Below are 17,534 nucleotides of genomic sequence, written 5' to 3'. Positions count from 1 at the left end.
GCTGTCAACTGACCGGCAGGGCGGCACTGAGTGCCTTGAGCAATTCCGCTTCGCTGAACGGTTTGAGCAGGCAGTCCACCGCTCCCTGGGCAATCAGCCGCGGTCGGGTGGCCGCGTCGCTGTGGGCGGTGATGAAGATGATCGGCACGCCCATCGCGCGCCGTGTCAGTTCCTTCTGCAACTGCGGACCGCTCATGCCCGGCATCGACACGTCGAGGATCAGGCAGCGGGTGCGCTGCAGCGCGTCCGACGCGAGGAAGTCTTCGGCGCTGGAAAACGCGCAGACCTGGAAGCCGAACTCGCGTAGCAGGTCCGGCAGGGATTCGCGCACCGATTCGTCGTCATCGACCACCGACACGAGCAGGGGCGTGGCCATCAGCGGATCTCCGTCGGTTGGTCGGGGGTGGGTTGCGCATGGGGCAGCGCGAAGATGAAGGTAGCGCCCGGCCCGTCGTGGGTGGTGGCCCAGATACGGCCGGCGTGGTGCTCGACGATGGAGCGGCTGACCCATAGACCGATGCCCATGCCCGCCTGCTTGGTGCTGAAGAAGGCGTCGAACAGGCGGCCGGCGTCTGCTGGCGCGAAGCCCGCGCCGTTGTCGCGCACAGCGAGGAAGATGCTCGCGTCCGGGTCCAGGCCGCTGCTGATGCGCAACTGTCGGGGACGGTCATGCACGTCGCCCAGCGCATCGAGGGCGTTGAGGATGAGGTTGAGGATCACCTGCTGCAGTTGCACGCGATCACCGCTCACGGCGGGCAGGTCTTGCTGCAGCGTCGGCAGAACGGTCACGCCGTGACGCTGCAGTTCGTTGTGCAGCATGGCGATCACTTCCCGCGCTGCCTCGTTGAGGTCGACCGGTTCGCTGACCGCCTCGTGGCGGGCGAACAGGGCACGCAGGCGCTTGATCACGTCCGCCGCGCGGTTGCCGTCGCGGATGGTGCGCCGGGCGGTTTCCCGCGCGCCTTCCAGGTTCGGCGTTGGCGCTCCCAGCATGCGCAGGCAGGTGCTGGCGTTGGTGATGATGCCGGCCAGCGGCTGGTTGACCTCGTGGGCGATGGACGCGGTCAGTGCGCCCAGGCTGGCCACACGGGCGACGTGGGCCAGTTCGGCACGGGTTCGGTGCAGGGTTTCCTCGGCCAGCCGGCGCTGGGTGACGTCCTGCGCCGTGGCGATGTACAGCAGCGCACCGTCGGCCTCGCGGGTGGCCTGTGCGACCAGGTGGACATGGCGCACGGAGCCGCAGGGAAGCAGCAGTCGATGTTCGTGCTCGAAGTCGCAGCCGTCGCGGCGCTGGCGCTTGAGAAGCGCTTGTACGGTGGCGCGGTCCTCGGGGTGGATGCGCGAGAAGATCAGCTCGAAGCTCGGCGTCAGGCCCGGCTGCAGGTCGAGAAGCCGGTAGATTTCCTCCGACCAGGCAATCTCGTCGTTGTCCACGCGCCAGGAGAAGGTGCCGGTGAGGCTGATGCGCTGGGCCTTGGCCAGGAAGGCTTCGCTCTGGCGCAGGGCCGCTTCGCTGCGGGCGCGGTCGATGGCGATGCTGGCAAGGTGGGTGAACTGTGAGACAAGCGCGCACTGGGTTTCGTCCGGCGCATGGGGCTGGGTGAAATAGACCGAGAGGATACCGCTGACCTCGCCTTGGTTGGACACCACCGGTATTGCCGCCAGCGCTCGCAGCCCACAAGCCCGTGCCTGTTGCCGCCAGTCGGGCCAGCGGGTTTCGCCGTCCAGGTCATTGGCCTGAACCCTGGCTTTTTCCAGTGCGGCCTGGGCTTGCGGGCTGCTGTGGGCCTCCACTGGCTGACCGTCCGCGCCGCCGTACAGCGAAGCCGGCAGATGGGGAGCGGCACCGGCCTGCAGACGCAGCGTCGCTTCCGGCGGGCGGCCATGGCGGGGCGTGACCAGGGTGATGGCGCAGCGGCTGTCTTCGAGGTTGGCTTCCACCAGTTCGCAAAGGGTTGCCAGTACCTGCGGCAGGGCACAGCCGCCGGCCATCAGGCCGAGCAGGCGTTTCTCGCCGGCCAGCAGCAGCTCGGCGCGCTTGCGCTCATGGATATCGGTGTTGCCGCCATACCATTTCAGCACGCGCCCGGCCGCGTCGAGCTGCGGCACCGCGCGGATCAGGAACCAGCGGTAGCTGCCGTCGAAGCGCCGCAGGCGTGCCTCGAACTCGCCAGCGCTACCGGCCTCCAAAAGTCCCTGCCAGTAGGCACCCAGCGCCGGCGCGTCCTCGGGGTGCAGGGCGCTCATCCAGCCGACGCCGGCAGCGCCTTCCGCGCTCATGCCGGTGTAGTCGAACCAGCGCTGGTTCAAGAATTCCACGCTGCCATCCGGGTCGGTGCGCCAGACGAAACCCGGCACGGCGTCGATCAGCGTGCGCAGGCGGTCTTCAGAAGCCCGGACCTCGTCCAGCGCCAGGGCCAGCGACTCCCGCGCCTGGGCAATCAGCGCCCGGTCACGCTTCTGTTCGTCGATGTCCACCTTGAGCACGAACCAGCGCTGGATGCGTCCAGCGGCATCGCGGTGGGGCAGGGCGCGTACATGGAACCAGCGGTAGATGCCGTCCGCGCCGCGCACCCGGTGCTGGACGTTGTATGGCTCGCCGCTGGCGACGGAGTGCTGCCACGCCTTCAGCGCCTGGGGCAGGTCGTCGGGATGGAGCGTGCTGGAGCCTGTCCAGCCGCGCAGCTGCTCGAGGCTGGCGCCGAGGTAGTCGCTGTTGTGGCGATTGACGCATTCCAGCTCGCCGTCGGGCGTCATCAGCGAGATCAGGCCGGGAATGCTGTCGATGATCTCCTGGGTGTCCTGGGTGATGGCAGCCGGTGCGGCGGCCGGCAGGTCGTCGATATCGATGTTCTGGCCGCACCAGCCAACCAGTGCGCCATCGTCGTCGGTGAGTGCACGGGCGCGCAGCAGGAAGCGCCGGTAGATCCCGTCGTGCCGGCGCAGGCGCGCCTGCAGGTCGCGGGGCGTGCCGGACTGGCGGATGGCACTCCAGCCCTGCTGCACCACGGGCAGGTCCGCAGGGTGCACCAGCGTCTGCCAGATGTCGTCGCCAAGGGTATCCCGGTCCCGGCCGGCATAGCGGCGCCAGGCCTGGTTGACGCTTTCCAGACGGCCTTCGAGGTTGGCGGTCCACGCCATGTCGGGCAGTTTGTCGAAGGCTTCGTTGTGCATTCCGATCCTCTCCCGGCGCTAGCCGTGGGGCGATCATGCGCCTTGCCGGCGGGGCTGCCAATGATACCTAGGTGTCGGCTGCGACACCGCACGCGGGGCGCGCGCGAGCCCCGATACCAAGGTATCGACCGACACCATGGTGCAATCGCCGCATCTGCCGGGCTTTGTTGAGATCGCTGCAGGCCGCCGATCCGCCGGCCAGTGAACCAGGGAGATCGACCATGCCAGCCGCCTCGTTATCGCCTCTTCTTCGTCGTCGCTTCAGCCGTTCGCTCATGGCCACCGCCGTGGGGCTGTTCCTGCTCGGCGACGGCCAGCATCACCTGCTGCAACAAGCGTTCGCCGCGAACGCCAGCAGCACAGCGAACGCCGATGACAGCGTGCGCCCGTTCCGCATTCAGGTGCCCCAGGAGCAACTGGACGACCTGCGCCGGCGCATTGCCGCCACGCGCTGGCCTGACCGCGAGACGGTGAACGATGCCTCCCAGGGCATCCAGCTGGAGAAGGTCCGCGCGCTGGTGGACTACTGGGGCAAGGACTACGACTGGCGCCGCGCAGAAGCCAGGCTCAATGCGCTGCCGCAGTTCGTCACCCGCATCGACGGCATGGACATCCAGTTCATCCACGTGCGTTCGAAGGAGCCGCATGCCATGCCGCTGATCCTCACCCACGGCTGGCCAGGCTCGCCGCTGGAGTTCCTCAAGACCATCGGCCCGCTGACCGACCCGGTGGCCTATGGAGGACGTGCGGAAGACGCCTTCGACGTGGTGATCCCGGCCATCCCCGGCCACGGCTTCTCCGGCAAGCCGACCGCCACTGGCTGGGGCCCGGACCGGGTGGCCCGCGCCTGGGACGTGCTGATGAAGCGCCTGGGCTACAGCCACTATGTGTCCCAGGGCGGCGACCATGGCTCGGTCATCTCCGATGCGCTCGGCCGCCTGGCCCCGCCCGGCCTGCTCGGTATCCACCTGAACATGCCGGCGACGGTGCCGCCGGAGCTGGTCGGGCCGATCAACAGTGGCGCCCCGGCACCCGCCGGGCTGGGCGCTGATGAGCGCCGCGCCTTCGATGCGCTGAGCTCCTTCTTCGGCCGCAACGCCGCCTACGGCGCGATGATGGTGACCCGCCCGCAGACCATTGGCTATTCCCTGGCCGATTCACCGGCCGGCATGGCCGCCTGGATGTACGAGAAGTTCGCCGCCTGGACCGACAGTGGTGGCGAGCCCGAGCGCGTGCTGAGCCGCGACGAGATGCTCGACGACATCTCGCTCTACTGGCTGACCAACACCGGGGCTTCCTCTTCGCGCTTCTACTGGGAAAACAACAACAACAACTTCAGCGCGGCGGCGCAGAAGACCTCTCAGATCAAGGTGCCGGTGGCCATCACCGTCTTCCCCGGCGAGATCTACCGCGCGCCGAAAAGCTGGGCGCAGCGCGCCTATCCGTCGCTGGACTACTTCCATGCGGTGGACAAGGGCGGCCACTTCGCCGCCTGGGAACAGCCGCAGCTGTTCAGCGAAGAACTGCGCGAGGCGTTCCGCCCCCTGCGAACCAGCCTGAACAACCACTAGAACCCGCCGCTTGCCGGCAACCACCGGGTAGGCCGCGCGTCTGCCCTGGAGACCTGCAATGAACCTGTTCAAGTCCCCGCAACTCGGCGCCTCGGCGCTGGCCATCGCCCTTGCGCCATTTACCTGTGGCGCCGTGGCGCAAGCGGCCACCGACCCGGCCTTCGGCGCGCTCAAGCACGTCGATGCCGGCCTGCTCAACGTCGCCTATGCAGAAGCCGGCCCGGCCGATGGCCCGGTGGTGATCCTGCTGCATGGCTGGCCCTACGACATACACAGCTATGCCGAGGTGGCGCCGCAGTTGGCAGCCAAGGGCTACCACGTGCTGGTTCCCTATGCCCGTGGCTATGGCGAAACCCGCTTCCTTTCCGCATCGACCCAGCGCAACGGTGAACCCGCCGCACTGGCGGTGGACGTCATCGACTTCATGGATGCGTTGAAGATCAAGCGCGCGGTGCTCGCCGGTTACGACTGGGGGGCACGCTCGGCGGACATCGTCGCGGCGCTGTGGCCCGAGCGGGTGAAGGCGCTGGTGTCGGTCAGCGGCTATTTGATCGGCAGCCAGGAGGCGGGCAAGGCGCCGCTGCCACCGGCCGCCGAGTTGCAGTGGTGGTACCAGTTCTACTTCGCCACCGAGCGCGGCAAGGCCGGCTACGACCAGTACCGTCACGAGTTCGCCAGGCTGATCTGGCAACTGGCTTCGCCGCAGTGGAAGTTCGACGACGCCACCTTCGAGCGCAGCGCCCAGGCCCTGGATAATCCCGACCAGGGGCCGATCGCCATCCACAACTACCGCTGGCGCCTGAACCTGGCCGAAGGCGAGCCGCGCTATGCCGAGCTGGAAAAGAAGCTCGCGGCCTTCCCGACCATCCGGGTGCCGACCATTACCCTCGAAGGCGATGCCAACGGCGCGCCACACCCGCCGGCCGAGGCCTACGCCAAGCGCTTTGGCGGCAAGTACGAGTACCGGCTGATCACCGGCGGCATTGGCCACAACCTGCCGCAGGAGGCGCCTGCCGCCTTCGTCAAGGCGGTGATAGACGCCGATCATCTGTGAGCCGGAGAGCCGCCATGACCATCGCAGCAACCGCATTGCGCCACATCGCCCTGGCCGGTTTCGCCCTGTTGGCGGCGACAGGCGCCAGGGCCGACGGGGAGGCTTCGCCGATCTACGGCGTGCGCATACCCGAGGGCTACCGCAACTGGCAATTGGTGGCGCCCGCCCAGGAGGCGGCGCCGCTGAACGAACTGCGTGCCGTACTGGGCAACGACATTGCCATGCGGGCCTACCGTACCGGGACCTTGCCGTTCCCCGACGGCAGCGTACTGGCCAAGCTCGCCTGGAAACACGTGCAGTCGCCGGAGTTCGAACCGGCGTCGATCCCTGGCGCGGCCACCACCGTGCAATTCATGGTCAAGGATTCGAAGAAGTACGCGGCCAGCGGTGGCTGGGGCTTTGCCCGCTTCATCGACGGCAAGCCCGCCGACGAGGCCCAGCACCAGACCTGTTTCGCCTGCCACCAGGCGCGGGTGAAGGACCATGACCTGGTCTTCACCCGCTACGCACCTTGAGAGCTGCACCTTGAGCGCTACACCTCGCGAGAGGGGGAGGTTCCCATGAACCAACGATGGCTGATCACCGGTTGCTCCCGCGGGCTGGGCCGGGCGCTGGCCGAAGCCGTGTTGCAGGCAGGCCACCGCCTGCTGGCCACGGCCCGCGACCCGGACGCCCTGGCGGACCTCGCCCGGCTCTACCCGCAGACGCTGCGCCTGGCTCCGCTGGACGTCACCGACCCGGCGGCCGCGCAGGACGCCGTGGCGCAGATGGTCGAGGAGTTCGGCGGGCTCGACGTGCTGGTCAACAACGCAGGCTTTGGCAATGTCAACTCGGTGGAAGACACCTCGCTGGAGGACTTCCGCCGGGAGATCGAGACCAACCTGTTCGGCACCATCATCGTCACCAAGGCGGCGATTCCTCTTCTGCGCCGGCAGCGCAGCGGCCACATCATCCAGCTGTCGTCGGTGGGTGGACGCATCGGCGCGCCGGGGCGGGCGCCCTATTCGGCGGCGAAGTGGGGTGTCGAGGGCTTCTCCGAAGTCCTGGCACGCGAAATGGCGCAGGTTGGCGTGCGGGTGACGATCATCGAGCCCGGCGGCTTGCGCACCGATTTTGCCGGCGCCTCGACGACGCTCAGCGAAGGACGCTTCGAATACGACGCCGTGGTCGGCGCCGTGGCACGCCGGCAACGGGCCTACGACGGCAAGCAGCCGGGCGACCCGCAGCGGGCCGCGCAGGCGATTCTCGCGGTGGCCTGGATGGATCGTCCGCCGTTGCGCCTGGCCCTGGGCAGCGATGCGCTGCTGGCCATCGAGAACGCCGACAAGGCACGGCTGGCGGAGCTGCGCCTGTGGCGCGAGCTAAGCCAAACCAGCGACTTTCCCCGCTCGCCATGAGCGTTCCCCGCACGGCTTGTGATTCCCCCGGATCGCCGTGCGGGGCTTTTTATTCCTCAAATCCTCAGCAAGGAGATCCACCATGAAAAAGACCCTTTCTGCCCTGGCGCTCGCCAGCGGCCTGCTGGCGAGCGGCGCTTTCGCGGCGCCGGTGAAACCGACCGTGGTGCTGGTGCATGGCGCCTTCGCCGATGCCTCCAGCTGGAACGGCGTGACGCGCATCCTCGAAAAGGACGGCTACAGCGTGATCGCTGCCGCCAACCCGCTGCGTGGCGTAGCCAGCGATGGTGCCTACATCGGCAACATAGTCGGTAGCGTCAAGGGGCCGGTGGTACTGGTGGGGCACTCCTACGGCGGCAATGTGATCAGCGCGGCGGCCAGCGACCGGCCAAACGTCAAGGCGTTGGTCTACGTCGCCGCATTCGCCCCGCAAAAGGGAGAGAGCGCCGCCGAGCTGGCTGGCAAGTTCCCCGGCAGCACCCTCGGCCCGACCCTGGCCGCGCCGGTGGCGCTGGCTGACGGCGGCAAGGACCTGTACATCCGGCAGGACAGGTTCCACGACCAGTTCGCCGCCGATGTTCCCGCCAGCGAAGCTGCGTTGATGGCGGCGGCGCAGCGTCCGGTCACCGAGGCGGCCTTGAACGAAAAAGCCGGCGCAGCGGCCTGGACGGCGATCCCCTCATGGTTCGTCTATGGCGACCAGGACCGCAACATCCCGCCGCAGGCCATGGCTTTCATGGCGCAGCGCGCCAAGGCGAGGGACGTGGAGGTGGTCAGCGGAGCCTCCCATGTGGTCATGGTTTCGCACCCCGATGCGGTTGCGCGATCCATCGAAAAGGCCGCCGTCGGTTACTGATCTGTCGTGCCGGGCAGGGGCGAACGTCCCGGCCCGGCAGTCAGCGCTTCACGCAGACGAACAACCCATTGCCTGAATGGCCTGTCCACGGCGTGATGCGTTCGTAGTCGTGCTCGAAGACCTGCACCTCGAACAGTGGCTGCAGCAGGCCCTGCAGCTCGGCGAAGGTCAGCGCGACCATCGCGTGTTCGTCCTGCCAGGTCAGGGTCTCGCCGGCAGTGGTCTTCTCGATGCTCAGGCGCAACGCCTGGCGCTCACCCTCGCCGCTGTAGTACCAGCCCGAACCGAAGCCGAACTGGCTGCCGTCGTGCTCCACGCTGTGACGTACGAAGGAGCGGTTGTCGATCAGCGCCTTGTCGACGCTGTTGAAGCAGAACACCCCACCGTCGGCGAGGGCGTTGTGCACGCTCGCCAGGCACGCCTGCAGCTGCTCGATACCAGGGTTGTAGTGGATCGAGTAGAGGAAGCAGGTGATCAGGTCCAGCGGCTCCTCGACCTGGAAGCTCGCCATGTCCTGCCGGCTGAAATGCGCCTCGGGGCACCGTTGCTGGGCGATGTCCAGCATCGGCGGGTTGATGTCCAGGCCCGCGCTCCCATAGCCGAAATCGAGGAAGTGGCGCACGTGCGGCCCGGTCCCGCAGGCGAGGTCCAGGTGCCGCCGCCCCTGGTTGCCGAACAACTGGTGCAGGCGGCGCACGCAGTGGCTCTGCGCCTGATAGTCGATGTCGGCGCACATCAGGTCGTAGTAGCAGGACAGGTCGGTGTACAGCGCGTTGGAGGACATAGGCAGCCAGGCAGGGGTTCGCCGCAGTTTCGGCGCGGCATGGTACATCAGCCTCGGGCATTCGCCGCTGAAATCGGACTGGCGCGCAGCTCGCCTGTGTCCGGTCGCCCGCCAGGGGACAGGAAAAAGGGCCGATCGGTCCTGGCGCCCGGCCATTTTTTTCATTGGGCTCGAGCATATTTTTACTAATTTTCCTCGGCGGCGAGCTGAAGCACCATGCGGCCCGATTCGAACAACTGCGTCCTTCGAGGCGGCCCACAGGAGCGCCTCACGCCGTTCCAGTCCCACGGGCGCCCGTCGCTCGCCGTCCAAGAGTTCGCCATGAAAAAAACAACAAGCGTGTCCGATACTTCCTTGCCTGCCCATCAATCTCACGAGCCGTCCTCGCGGTCATTCCGCAAATCGCTGGGCATTCCCGCCCTGGTGCTGTTCGGCCTGGCCTACATGGTGCCGCTGGCGGTGTTCACCACCTACGGGCTGGTTACCCGCATGAGCAAGGGCCACCTGCCGGCGGCCTACCTCTTCACCCTGGCGGCCATGCTGCTGACCGCCTACAGCTACGGGCGCATGGTGCAGGCGCACCCGTATTCGGGGTCGGTCTACAGCTACACGCGCAAGACCTTCGGCGCGGCGTTCGGCTTCCTGGCCGGCTGGACGCTGCTGCTGGACTACATCTTCCTGCCGCTCTTGAGCTACCTGCTGATCGGCATCTACATGACCGACTATTTCCCCTCGGTGCCGCTGTCGGTATGGATCCTCGGCTCCATCGTGCTGGTTACGCTGCTCAACCTCGTCGGCATCGAATCCATCACCCGCGTCAACTGGGTGCTGATCGTCGCGCAGATGGTCTTCGTGGTGGTGTTCATCGCGCTGTCGCTGAGCCACCTGGGTGCCCAGGCGGAGCCGGTGCCGCTGGTCCAGCCGTTCTATGACGAGCACTTCAGCCTGCCGCTGGTAATGTCCGGCGCGGCGGTGCTGTGCCTGTCGTTCCTCGGCTTCGACGCCGTGTCGACCATGGCCGAGGAGACCCCGGAGCCGCGCCGGCAGATCCCTGCGGCGATCATGCTGGTGACCCTGATCGGCGGCGTGCTGTTCATTGTCATGGCCTACTTCGGCCAGCTGGTATTCCCCGAGTGGCAGGCGCTCACCGATGCCGACTCCGCGTCGCTCGATGTGCTGCGCCGCATCGGCGGCGAATGGCTGGTGACCTTCTTTACCGCCACCTACGTGGCCGGCTGCTTCGCCTCGGCGATGGTGTCCCAGGCCAGCGTTTCCCGCGTGCTGTTCGCCATGGGCCGGGACGGCGCGATTCCCCGTGTGTTCGGCAAGCTGGTGACGAAGAAGCGGGTGCCGGCCAATGCGATCCTCCTGATCAGCCTGCTCTCGCTGATCGCACTGTTCGTCACCCTGGATACCGTGGCCAACATGATCAGCTTCGGCGCGCTCTTCGCCTTCTCGGCGGTGAACCTGGCGGTGATCAAGCACTACCTGATCGATGAGCGTCTCACCGGCCAGGGCAACTACCTGCGCTACGGTGCGCTGCCAGCGGTGGGCTTCCTCAGCACCATCTGGCTCTGGTCCAGCCTGTCGGGCATGTCCTTCCTGATCGGCTTCGCCTGGATGTGCCTGGGCTTTGTCTGTCTGCTCAGCGCGACCCGGATGTTCCAGCAGCAACTGCCGGACCTGAACATGGCGGAGTGATCGCAAACCCTTGGCGAAGCCGGGCCTGGTCCCGGCTTCTTTCAAGCCGGCTCGATACTGGTTAAGGTGGCGCGCATTCGACGAGTCGGTTGGATTTCGCCATGAAACTGCATCAACTGCGCGCCCTGCGTACCATCGCCGAGAGCGGCAGCCTCTAGGAGGCGTCGCGGCTGCTCGAAGTCACCCAGCCGTCGCTGTCCAAGGCGGTGAAGGAGCTGGAAGGCGAGCTTGGCGTACCGCTGCTGGTGCGCTCCAACCGTGGCGTGACGGTCACCCCGTACGGCGAGCGGCTGGTGAGCATGGCCCGGCTGGTCACCGAGGAAGTGCGCCGCGCGCGCGACGAGATTGACACGCTCAAGGGCGAGACGGCCGGCCGTGTGGCCATCGGCGTGTCGCCGGTGACGCCCAACCGCGCCTTCGCCACTTGCTTCAAACGTTATCGCGCGCTGTACCCGAACGTGCAGTTGCAGATATTCGAATTGCGTTCGGTGCAGCTGTTCGAAGGGTTGAGGGAGGGCCGGCTGGACCTGGTGTTGACCACCCAGCCGTTGCAGCAAGCCACGCAAGAGCAGGTCTGGTACGAGCTGGCGCCGCAACCTTCGGCGTTGGCAGTGCGCAAGGGCCATCCGCTGGCGGGCGCGCAGTCGCTGCACGAACTGCTGGACCTGGAGTGGTTGCTGTCCGACCTGCTGGAGGTCGCCCTGGCCGGGCAGTTCTTCCGCGAACGCCAGGTGCCGCCGCCCGGGCACATCACCGAGTGCTCGTCGTCGCTGCTCTACCTGGAGCTGGCGGCCAACACCGACGCCGTGAGCTTCTGGTCGCAGCGCATGCTCAAGCTGCCGATGGTGGCCCAGGTGCTGGTGCCGTTGCAGATCGCCGAGGCGACGCCGGTGGCGAGTATTTCCCTGGTCACCCGGCCGCAGGAATTGATGACCCGCGAGGCCCTGTTGCTGGCCGAGGAAATGCTGGCGGCATTCAACGCGGAGCAGGCGCCGCTGGCATAACCAGGCTCAATGCTCATGTGTAGAGATCATTACTCCGCGTGTTCGCGCTGATGCATCCTGCCGGCCGCCAGATGTTCCTCGAAACGGCCGGAGTCGCCATGAATGCATCGTCGTATTTTTCCCAGAGCTACGCCCAGGCGCGCAGCAAGTTCCTCGACGCCTGCGCAGCCGCCGGCTTGCCGGTGGAGTCCCACGTGCATCCATTGGCCGGACGCGACGGCGAGACGTTGGCGGTGGATGTCGCCCGCGCGGGACCGACCGATGCGCAGCGCCTGCTGATCATCAGCAGCGGCTGCCATGGCGTCGAAGGCTTCTGCGGCTCGGGCGTGCAGAGCGCGCTGCTCGCCGACACAGAGTGGCGCGAGCATGCGCGTCGCAACGATTGCGCAGTGCTCTACCTGCACGCCGCCAATCCCTATGGCTTTTCCTGGTGGCGTCGCTGGACCCAGGAAAACGTCGACCTCAACCGCAACTTCCGCGACTTCACCCAGGCAGCGCCTCAGAACCCCGGTTACGCCCAGCTGGACCCGGTGCTCGCGCCACGGCGCTGGCCCAGCCCGCTGGGGCGCCTGCGCCTGCTCGGCTATGCGCTGCGCCATGGCCGCTGGGAGTTGCAGCGGGCCATTTCCTCCGGCCAGGCCACCCATCCCGACGGGCTGTTCTTCTCCGGCACGCAGCCGACCTGGAGCAACTGCACGGTGCGCCAGGTGCTGCGCCAGCATGGCCGGCAGTGCCGCGAGATGGCCTGGATCGACGTACACACCGGCCTCGGTCCGAGCGGCTACGGCGAGTACATCTACTCCGGCGACCCGCGTCCCGAAGCGCTGCTGCGCGCCCGTGCCTGGTGGGGCGACGAGGTGCGCTCCACGGAGGAGGGCAACAGCGTGTCGGTGAAGCTCAGCGGCAAGCTGGTCCATGCAGCGCTCGAAGAGTGCCCGCAGGCATTGCTGATCTCCATGAGCCTGGAGTTCGGCACCGTGCCCGGTCCGCAGGTCCTCGAAGCGCTGCGCGCGGACCAGTGGCTGCAGCGCAATCCCGATGCGCCGGCGGCGAAGGTGAGGCGGATCAAGCAGCAACTGCGCGATGCCTTCTACGTCGACACGGAGCAGTGGAAGCAGGCCGTGCTGACCCGCGCGCGGGAGGCTGCCTGGAGAGCGGTGGAGGGGTTGAGCAGCGAGATTCCGATGGCGCTGGCCTGAGTCTGCGGGTCAACCCTGCAGCGAAGTGCGCTGCTCCTCGAACCAGTCGAGCACCGGCTGGCAGGCGGGGTGGGCGGCGCCGCTGTCGCGCAGCCACAGTGCATAACGGCCGCCGGTTTTCAGCGCTTCGCCAAAGGGCACGATGAGGTCGCCACGTTGCAGTGCGTCGTGGGCCAGCATGCGGTCGGTCATGGCGACGCCCAGGCCTCGCGTGGCGGCGTCCAGTGCCAGGTCGTCGAGGTTGAACAGCATGTGCTTGAACTGTGCAGGCGGCGGGGCGGCCTGGGCGCGCAGCCACTGCGGCCATTCCAGGCCGCCGCTGGAAGCGTGGATCAGCGGGTGGCGCGCCAGCTCCTCCAGCGAGCGCGGCGGCTCCTGGCCGTCGTCCAGGCGCGGTGCGCAGACCGGGACCAGGTATTCGTCGTACAGCGGCATCAGCACGCGGCCCTGCGGGTCGCTGCCGCTGGGCAGGTAGAGCACGTAGGCGTCGCAGTCGCCGCCGTCGTCCACCACTTCGCCGCCTACCGTCTCGATGGACAGGCACAGCTCCGGGTGCCGCGAGTAGAAGGAGCTCAGGCGCGGCAGCAGCCAGCGGACCGCCAGCGAAACGAAGATGCGGATGCGGAAGGGCCGTTCCGCCGAGGCCGGTATCAGGCGCTCCTCCAGGCGCAGCAATTGCTGGAGCATGCCCTCGGCCACCGTGTAGACCTCGCGACCGGCGTCGGTCAGCGCCACCTTGCGGCTGGTGCGGTCGAACAGGGGAACGCGGTAGTACTCCTCCAACTGTTGGACCTGCCGGCTGATGGCGCTCTGGGTCAGGTGCAGCTGTTGCGCGGCCGCCGTGAAGCTGCCGGAGTCGGCGACCTGCACCAGGGCCTGGAGTGCCTGCAGGGAGGGAACGCGCAGCAGTTTGTCCATGACGCTTCCCCTCTGCAATCTATGCGTTTTGAGAATACCAGGATGAAAAATGAGCGTTGGTGTGGCCAGCGCAACTGCCCGTAGATTCTGGCCATGACGCGCCAACTGGGAAATCGCTTGGATACGCCCGGCGCATGGATTGTGAAGGAGTCACGGGCAATGGACAATCACTGCGGCTGGATCGCCCTGGCGGGCGAACTGCCTGCGCGGCCCACGTTGAGCGGCACTCAGCGGGCGGACTGGCTGGTCATCGGTGGTGGTATCACCGGGTTGTCCGCCGCCCACGCGCTGGCGGCGCGCTTCCCCCAGCAGCGGATCGTCCTGCTGGAGCGCCAGCGCATCGCCCAGGGCGCCTCTGCGCGCAACTCCGGTTTCGTCGTCGCCCATGAACTGCCTGGCGCCAGCGAACGCCTCGGGCAGCCCGGCCACGCTGCCTACCAGGTCGCTTCGCGCATCGGCATCGCGGCGGCGCAGGAAGTCCGCCAGCGGATCGCAGGGTTGGGCATCGACTGCGAGCTTTTCGAGGACGGCTATCACTTCGCTGCGCATCGCCCCGAGCACCTGGTCGATATCGACGGCATCCTCGCCACCCTGGCATCGGTGGGCGCCAACGCGCGCTACTACGAAGGCTCGGCGCTGGAGCAACGCCTGGGCAGTGGCTTCTATGCGCGGGCCATTCATTGCGCGGGCGGCAATGCGCTGCTGCAACCGGCGCGTTATGTGAAAGGACTCGCTGACAGCCTGCCGACGTCGGTAGAGGTCTTCGAGCAGAGCAATGTGATCGACCTGCGCCGCAGCGGCCAGGGCTGGACGGCGCGCACCGAGCACGGCGAGGTTCATGCGTCGCAGGTGCTGGTCTGCCTGGGCGCCTTCATCGCCCGCGCCGGCCTGCGCGACAGCGGGGCTTTCCCACTGGAGCTGAGTGCGAGCATTACCCGCCCACTGGATGAGCCGCGCTGGCAGTCGCTGTTCGGTGAGCGCCAGTGGGGCGTGCTCGCGCCGCTACCGGGCGGCGGCACCGTCCGCCTGCTGCCGGGGCGCCGGCTGCTGATCCGCAACACCGTCGAATACCGCCATCGCGACCTCGACAGCCACGCGCTGATAGCGCGCCGCCGCCGCCATCTGAGCGGCCTGCAGAAACGCTTCCCCGGAATCGTCGAGGCTGACATCGCCTACACCTGGACCGGCCACCTGAGCGGCACCCGCTCCGGCGAGCCGTACTTCGCCCGCGTCGACCAGGGCCTGCATGCCGTCGCCGGCTGCAATGGCTCGGGCGTGGCGCGCGGCACCCTGTGGGGGCGCCTGCTGGTGGAGATGGCGGTGGGCGAGGGCTCGCCCGTGCTGGCCGACGTACTGGCGCAGGCCAACCCCGGCTACCTGCCGCCCAGACCCTTCTTCGATATCGGCGCCTCGCTGCGCATGGCCTGGGAAGTGCGCCGCGCGCGCGCCGAGGCCTGACTCACCGCTTTACCCACGCAAACAAAGTCCATCCCGACAACAAAAAACGAGGGCAGCATGATCATCCGTCCCATGACCCTGGCAGGCCTGGCCCTGTCGATGTTGGCTGGCACCGCCCAGGCGGCGCAGACCGTCACCATCGCCAACTGGAGCAGCTACATCGCCGACGATACCCTGGCGAACTTCACCCAACAGACCGGCATCCAGACCACCTACGACCTGGTGGACAGCAACGAGACCACCGAAGCCAAGCTGATGACCGGCGCCAGCGGCTACGACCTGGCCAGTCCGTCCAACCACTTCCTGCCGCGGCTGATCAAGGCGGGCGCCATCCAGGAACTGGACAAGAGCAAGCTGCCCAACTGGAACAACCTCGACCCCAAGCTGATGAAGATCCTCGAGGTCAGCGACCCGGGTAACCGCTACGCCATTCCCTACCTCTGGGTGACGGTCGGCATCGGCTACAACGAGGACAGGATCAAGGCTATTTTCGGCAACACCGAGATCACCCGCAGCTGGCAGCTGCTGTTCGATCCGAAGAACGCGGAGAAGCTCGCCCAGTGCGGCATCGCGGTCATCGACAACGCCACCCAGATGGTGCCCATCGCCCTCAAGGTGCTCGGCCGTGATCCGGCCAGCCAGAATCCGGACGACTTCAAGGCCGCCGAAGCGGCGCTGCAGGCGATCCGTCCGTCGATCCGCTATTTCCACCAGTCCAAGTACGTCAGCGACCTGGCCAACGGCAACATCTGCGTCGCCATCGGCTTCAGCGGCGACGTGCTGCAGGCCATGACCACAGCCCAGCAGGCCGGCAACGGCGTGAAGATCGGCTACAGCCTGCCGCGCGAAGGCAGCACCATCGCGGTGGACACCGTGGTGATTCCCAAAGGCGCGCCGCACCTGGACAACGCCTACGCCTATATGAACTACCTGCTGCAGCCACAGGTGATCGCCAACATCACCAACGCCGTGCAGTACCCCAACGGCAATGCCGCCGCGACCTCGTACGTGAAGCCCGAGCTGCGCGCCAACCCGGCCGTGTACCCGCCGCAGGAAGTGCTCGACACCCTGTTTCCGATCAAGACCCTGTCGCCGTCCGGGATGCGCATGAGCACCCGCCTGTGGACCCGCGTGATGAGTGGCAAATGACCCAGCCCAACGACCTGCGCCGCCACGCGCTGGTGGTCGGTGCCGGCGTGGTCGGCCTGGCCACGGCGCTGCAACTGCAACGCCGCGACTTCCGCGTGACCCTGCTGGACCGCAACCCGCCGGGCCTCGCCACTTCGTTCGGCAACGCCTGCACCTTCGCCACCTACTCGGTGGAGCCGGTGGCCACGCCGGGCATCTGGCGCAAGGCTCCGGGCATGCTGCTGCGCCCCGACAGCCCGCTGGCGATCCGCCCGGCCTACCTGCCGCGCATTGCGCCCTGGCTGCTGCAGTTCCTGGCAGCCTCGCGGCGAGATCGCGTTGAAGCCATCGGCCACCACCTCAACACCCTGCTGCGCCCCTGCATGGGCGCGTGGCAGGGACTGTTCGACGAGGCCGGCGCCAACGACCTGATCCGCCATGACGGTTCGCTGTATATCTTCGAGGAGCATGAACGCCGCGATGCGCAGGCCATGGTGGATTACCATCGGCGCTTCGACGTGCCGATCCGTTTCGTCGAAGGAGGCGAGTTGCGCGAGCAGGAACCGGCGCTCAACGCACGCGCGAGTTGCGCAGTGGAGCTGCCCGGCGTGAGCCGCACGCTTGATCCCTACGCGCTGAGCCAGCGTCTGTTCGAACGCTACCTGGCCCTGGGCGGCGAGTTTCGCCGTGGTGAGCTGCTGGGCCTGGAACCCGCCGGGCAGGGCAGGGACGCCGTGCAGGCGCGACTGGCGAGCGGCGAGCGCCTGGCTGCCGACCGTGTGGCGCTGTGCACCGGGGCCTGGTCGCGCACCCTGGTCGATCAGTTGGGCGATGCGGTGCCGCAGGATACGGAGCGCGGTTACCACGTGCTCTTCGGCCACGCCGGGCAGGTGCTCAACCGCCCGGTGTGCTGGGGTGCCGGCGGTTTCTACATGACACCCATGGCGCAGGGCCTGCGGGTGGCCGGGACGGTGGAGTTCGCCGGGCTGGAGGCGCTGCCGAGCCCGGCGCGCTACCGCTACCTGACCCGTGGCGCGCGGCGCTTCCTGCGCCTGCAGCACGAGCCGGTGTCGCAGTGGATGGGCTTCCGCTCCTCGGTGCCGGACAGCATGCCGGTGCTCGGCCCGTCCCGGCGACTGCCGCAGGTCTTCTACAACTTCGGCCACGGCCACGTCGGCCTGACCCTGGGCGCCATCAGCGGCCAGTTGCTCGCCGAGCAGGCCAGCGACGTCGTCACTAGCGTGCCAGTGAAGCCGTTTCTCGCCAGCCGCTTCAGCGCGCGCTGAAGCC

At 67.5% G+C, this 17,534-nt stretch carries 15 protein-coding genes; 11 read left to right on the top strand and 4 right to left on the bottom strand.

The genetic code is table 11. The features are described from left to right. Nucleotides 1–4: 4 nt before the first annotated feature. Nucleotides 5–376 (bottom strand): response regulator transcription factor, encoded by a 372-nt coding sequence (locus tag C167_RS0112210; protein ID WP_017518565.1) that lies wholly within the window; start codon nt 374–376, stop codon nt 5–7. After that, nucleotides 376–3,174: a PAS domain-containing protein gene (locus C167_RS0112205; protein ID WP_017518564.1), complete on the bottom strand. Its 2,799-nt coding sequence runs from the start codon at nt 3,172–3,174 to the stop codon at nt 376–378. Before C167_RS0112205 ends, C167_RS0112210 begins: the two co-directional genes overlap by 1 nt. A 221-nt stretch (nt 3,175–3,395) precedes the next feature. Here C167_RS0112205 and C167_RS0112200 point away from each other — a divergent pair, with 221 nt between their 5' ends. The 5 genes from C167_RS0112200 (at nt 3,396) to C167_RS0112180 (ending at nt 8,052) form a co-directional block, all read left to right on the top strand. After that, entirely contained in the window at nt 3,396–4,745 is a 1,350-nt protein-coding gene (locus C167_RS0112200; protein WP_026078984.1) for an epoxide hydrolase family protein, read from the top strand. Between the two features lie 58 nt (nt 4,746–4,803). Then, nucleotides 4,804–5,799: an alpha/beta fold hydrolase gene (locus C167_RS0112195; protein WP_017518562.1), complete on the top strand. Its 996-nt coding sequence runs from the start codon at nt 4,804–4,806 to the stop codon at nt 5,797–5,799. 14 nt (nt 5,800–5,813) lie between these two features. Further along, entirely contained in the window at nt 5,814–6,314 is a 501-nt protein-coding gene (locus C167_RS0112190; RefSeq protein WP_017518561.1) for a cytochrome P460 family protein, read from the top strand. Nucleotides 6,315–6,359: 45 nt separating this feature from the next. Continuing rightward, the gene (locus C167_RS0112185) at nt 6,360–7,196 is read left to right on the top strand and encodes an oxidoreductase (RefSeq protein ID WP_017518560.1); all 837 of its coding nucleotides are present in this window, start codon (nt 6,360–6,362) and stop codon (nt 7,194–7,196) included. Between the two features lie 82 nt (nt 7,197–7,278). Then, nucleotides 7,279–8,052, top strand: a complete 774-nt coding sequence (locus C167_RS0112180; protein WP_017518559.1) for an alpha/beta fold hydrolase — start codon at nt 7,279–7,281, stop codon at nt 8,050–8,052. Nucleotides 8,053–8,092: 40 nt separating this feature from the next. Here the strand turns inward: C167_RS0112180 and C167_RS0112175 are convergent, their stop codons facing one another. Next, nucleotides 8,093–8,836, bottom strand: coding sequence for a class I SAM-dependent DNA methyltransferase (locus C167_RS0112175; protein WP_026078983.1), 744 nt, complete (start codon nt 8,834–8,836; stop codon nt 8,093–8,095). Between the two features lie 321 nt (nt 8,837–9,157). Here C167_RS0112175 and C167_RS0112170 point away from each other — a divergent pair, with 321 nt between their 5' ends. The 3 genes from C167_RS0112170 to C167_RS0112160 all read left to right on the top strand — a co-directional run bounded on the left by C167_RS0112170 (nt 9,158) and on the right by C167_RS0112160 (nt 12,740). Further along, a complete protein-coding gene (locus tag C167_RS0112170; RefSeq protein WP_017518557.1) occupies nt 9,158–10,537 on the top strand; it encodes an APC family permease in 1,380 nt (459 codons plus the stop codon). Nucleotides 10,538–10,707: 170 nt separating this feature from the next. Then, nucleotides 10,708–11,541 carry a LysR family transcriptional regulator gene (locus tag C167_RS32490; protein WP_268744089.1) on the top strand — a complete coding sequence of 278 codons (834 nt, stop codon included), beginning with the start codon at nt 10,708–10,710 and terminating at the stop codon, nt 11,539–11,541. 98 nt (nt 11,542–11,639) lie between these two features. Beyond that, nucleotides 11,640–12,740 carry a M14 family metallopeptidase gene (locus C167_RS0112160; protein WP_037006127.1) on the top strand — a complete coding sequence of 367 codons (1,101 nt, stop codon included), beginning with the start codon at nt 11,640–11,642 and terminating at the stop codon, nt 12,738–12,740. Nucleotides 12,741–12,749: 9 nt separating this feature from the next. Here C167_RS0112160 and C167_RS0112155 read toward each other — a convergent pair whose 3' ends face one another. Beyond that, a complete protein-coding gene (locus tag C167_RS0112155; protein ID WP_017518554.1) occupies nt 12,750–13,658 on the bottom strand; it encodes a LysR substrate-binding domain-containing protein in 909 nt (302 codons plus the stop codon). A 159-nt stretch (nt 13,659–13,817) separates the two neighbouring features. Between C167_RS0112155 and C167_RS0112150 the strand changes: the two genes are divergently transcribed. The 3 genes from C167_RS0112150 to C167_RS0112140 are packed head-to-tail and all read left to right on the top strand — an operon-like array spanning nt 13,818 to nt 17,530. Then, nucleotides 13,818–15,116: an NAD(P)/FAD-dependent oxidoreductase gene (locus C167_RS0112150; protein WP_017518553.1), complete on the top strand. Its 1,299-nt coding sequence runs from the start codon at nt 13,818–13,820 to the stop codon at nt 15,114–15,116. A 57-nt stretch (nt 15,117–15,173) separates the two neighbouring features. Then, nucleotides 15,174–16,265: a polyamine ABC transporter substrate-binding protein gene (locus C167_RS0112145; RefSeq protein WP_017518552.1), complete on the top strand. Its 1,092-nt coding sequence runs from the start codon at nt 15,174–15,176 to the stop codon at nt 16,263–16,265. Then, nucleotides 16,262–17,530, top strand: a complete 1,269-nt coding sequence (locus tag C167_RS0112140) for an NAD(P)/FAD-dependent oxidoreductase (RefSeq protein ID WP_017518551.1) — start codon at nt 16,262–16,264, stop codon at nt 17,528–17,530. Before C167_RS0112145 ends, C167_RS0112140 begins: the two co-directional genes overlap by 4 nt. The last annotated feature ends 4 nt before the right edge of the window (nt 17,531–17,534 follow it).

The organism is Pseudomonas nitroreducens TX1, assembly GCF_000313755.1.
Taxonomy (GTDB): Bacteria; Pseudomonadota; Gammaproteobacteria; order Pseudomonadales; family Pseudomonadaceae; genus Pseudomonas; species Pseudomonas nitroreducens_A.
Note: the sequence above shows the minus strand (reverse complement) of the source record. Positions and strands in the feature narration are given on the sequence as shown.

Bases quoted from the DNA above. Each gene is read 5' to 3' on its own strand.
- C167_RS0112195 (WP_017518562.1), top strand. From the start codon at position 4,804: ATGAACCTGTTCAAGTCCCCGCAACTCGGCGCCTCGGCGCTGGCCATC.
- C167_RS0112160 (WP_037006127.1), top strand. From the start codon at position 11,640: ATGAATGCATCGTCGTATTTTTCCCAGAGCTACGCCCAGGCGCGCAGC.
- C167_RS0112175 (WP_026078983.1), bottom strand. From the start codon at position 8,836: ATGTCCTCCAACGCGCTGTACACCGACCTGTCCTGCTACTACGACCTG.
- C167_RS0112150 (WP_017518553.1), top strand. From the start codon at position 13,818: ATGGACAATCACTGCGGCTGGATCGCCCTGGCGGGCGAACTGCCTGCG.
- C167_RS0112185 (WP_017518560.1), top strand. From the start codon at position 6,360: ATGAACCAACGATGGCTGATCACCGGTTGCTCCCGCGGGCTGGGCCGG.
- C167_RS0112205 (WP_017518564.1), bottom strand. From the start codon at position 3,174: ATGCACAACGAAGCCTTCGACAAACTGCCCGACATGGCGTGGACCGCC.
- C167_RS0112190 (WP_017518561.1), top strand. From the start codon at position 5,814: ATGACCATCGCAGCAACCGCATTGCGCCACATCGCCCTGGCCGGTTTC.
- C167_RS0112170 (WP_017518557.1), top strand. From the start codon at position 9,158: ATGAAAAAAACAACAAGCGTGTCCGATACTTCCTTGCCTGCCCATCAA.
- C167_RS0112155 (WP_017518554.1), bottom strand. From the start codon at position 13,658: ATGGACAAACTGCTGCGCGTTCCCTCCCTGCAGGCACTCCAGGCCCTG.
- C167_RS0112180 (WP_017518559.1), top strand. From the start codon at position 7,279: ATGAAAAAGACCCTTTCTGCCCTGGCGCTCGCCAGCGGCCTGCTGGCG.
- C167_RS0112210 (WP_017518565.1), bottom strand. From the start codon at position 376: ATGGCCACGCCCCTGCTCGTGTCGGTGGTCGATGACGACGAATCGGTG.
- C167_RS0112140 (WP_017518551.1), top strand. From the start codon at position 16,262: ATGACCCAGCCCAACGACCTGCGCCGCCACGCGCTGGTGGTCGGTGCC.
- C167_RS0112200 (WP_026078984.1), top strand. From the start codon at position 3,396: ATGCCAGCCGCCTCGTTATCGCCTCTTCTTCGTCGTCGCTTCAGCCGT.
- C167_RS0112145 (WP_017518552.1), top strand. From the start codon at position 15,174: ATGATCATCCGTCCCATGACCCTGGCAGGCCTGGCCCTGTCGATGTTG.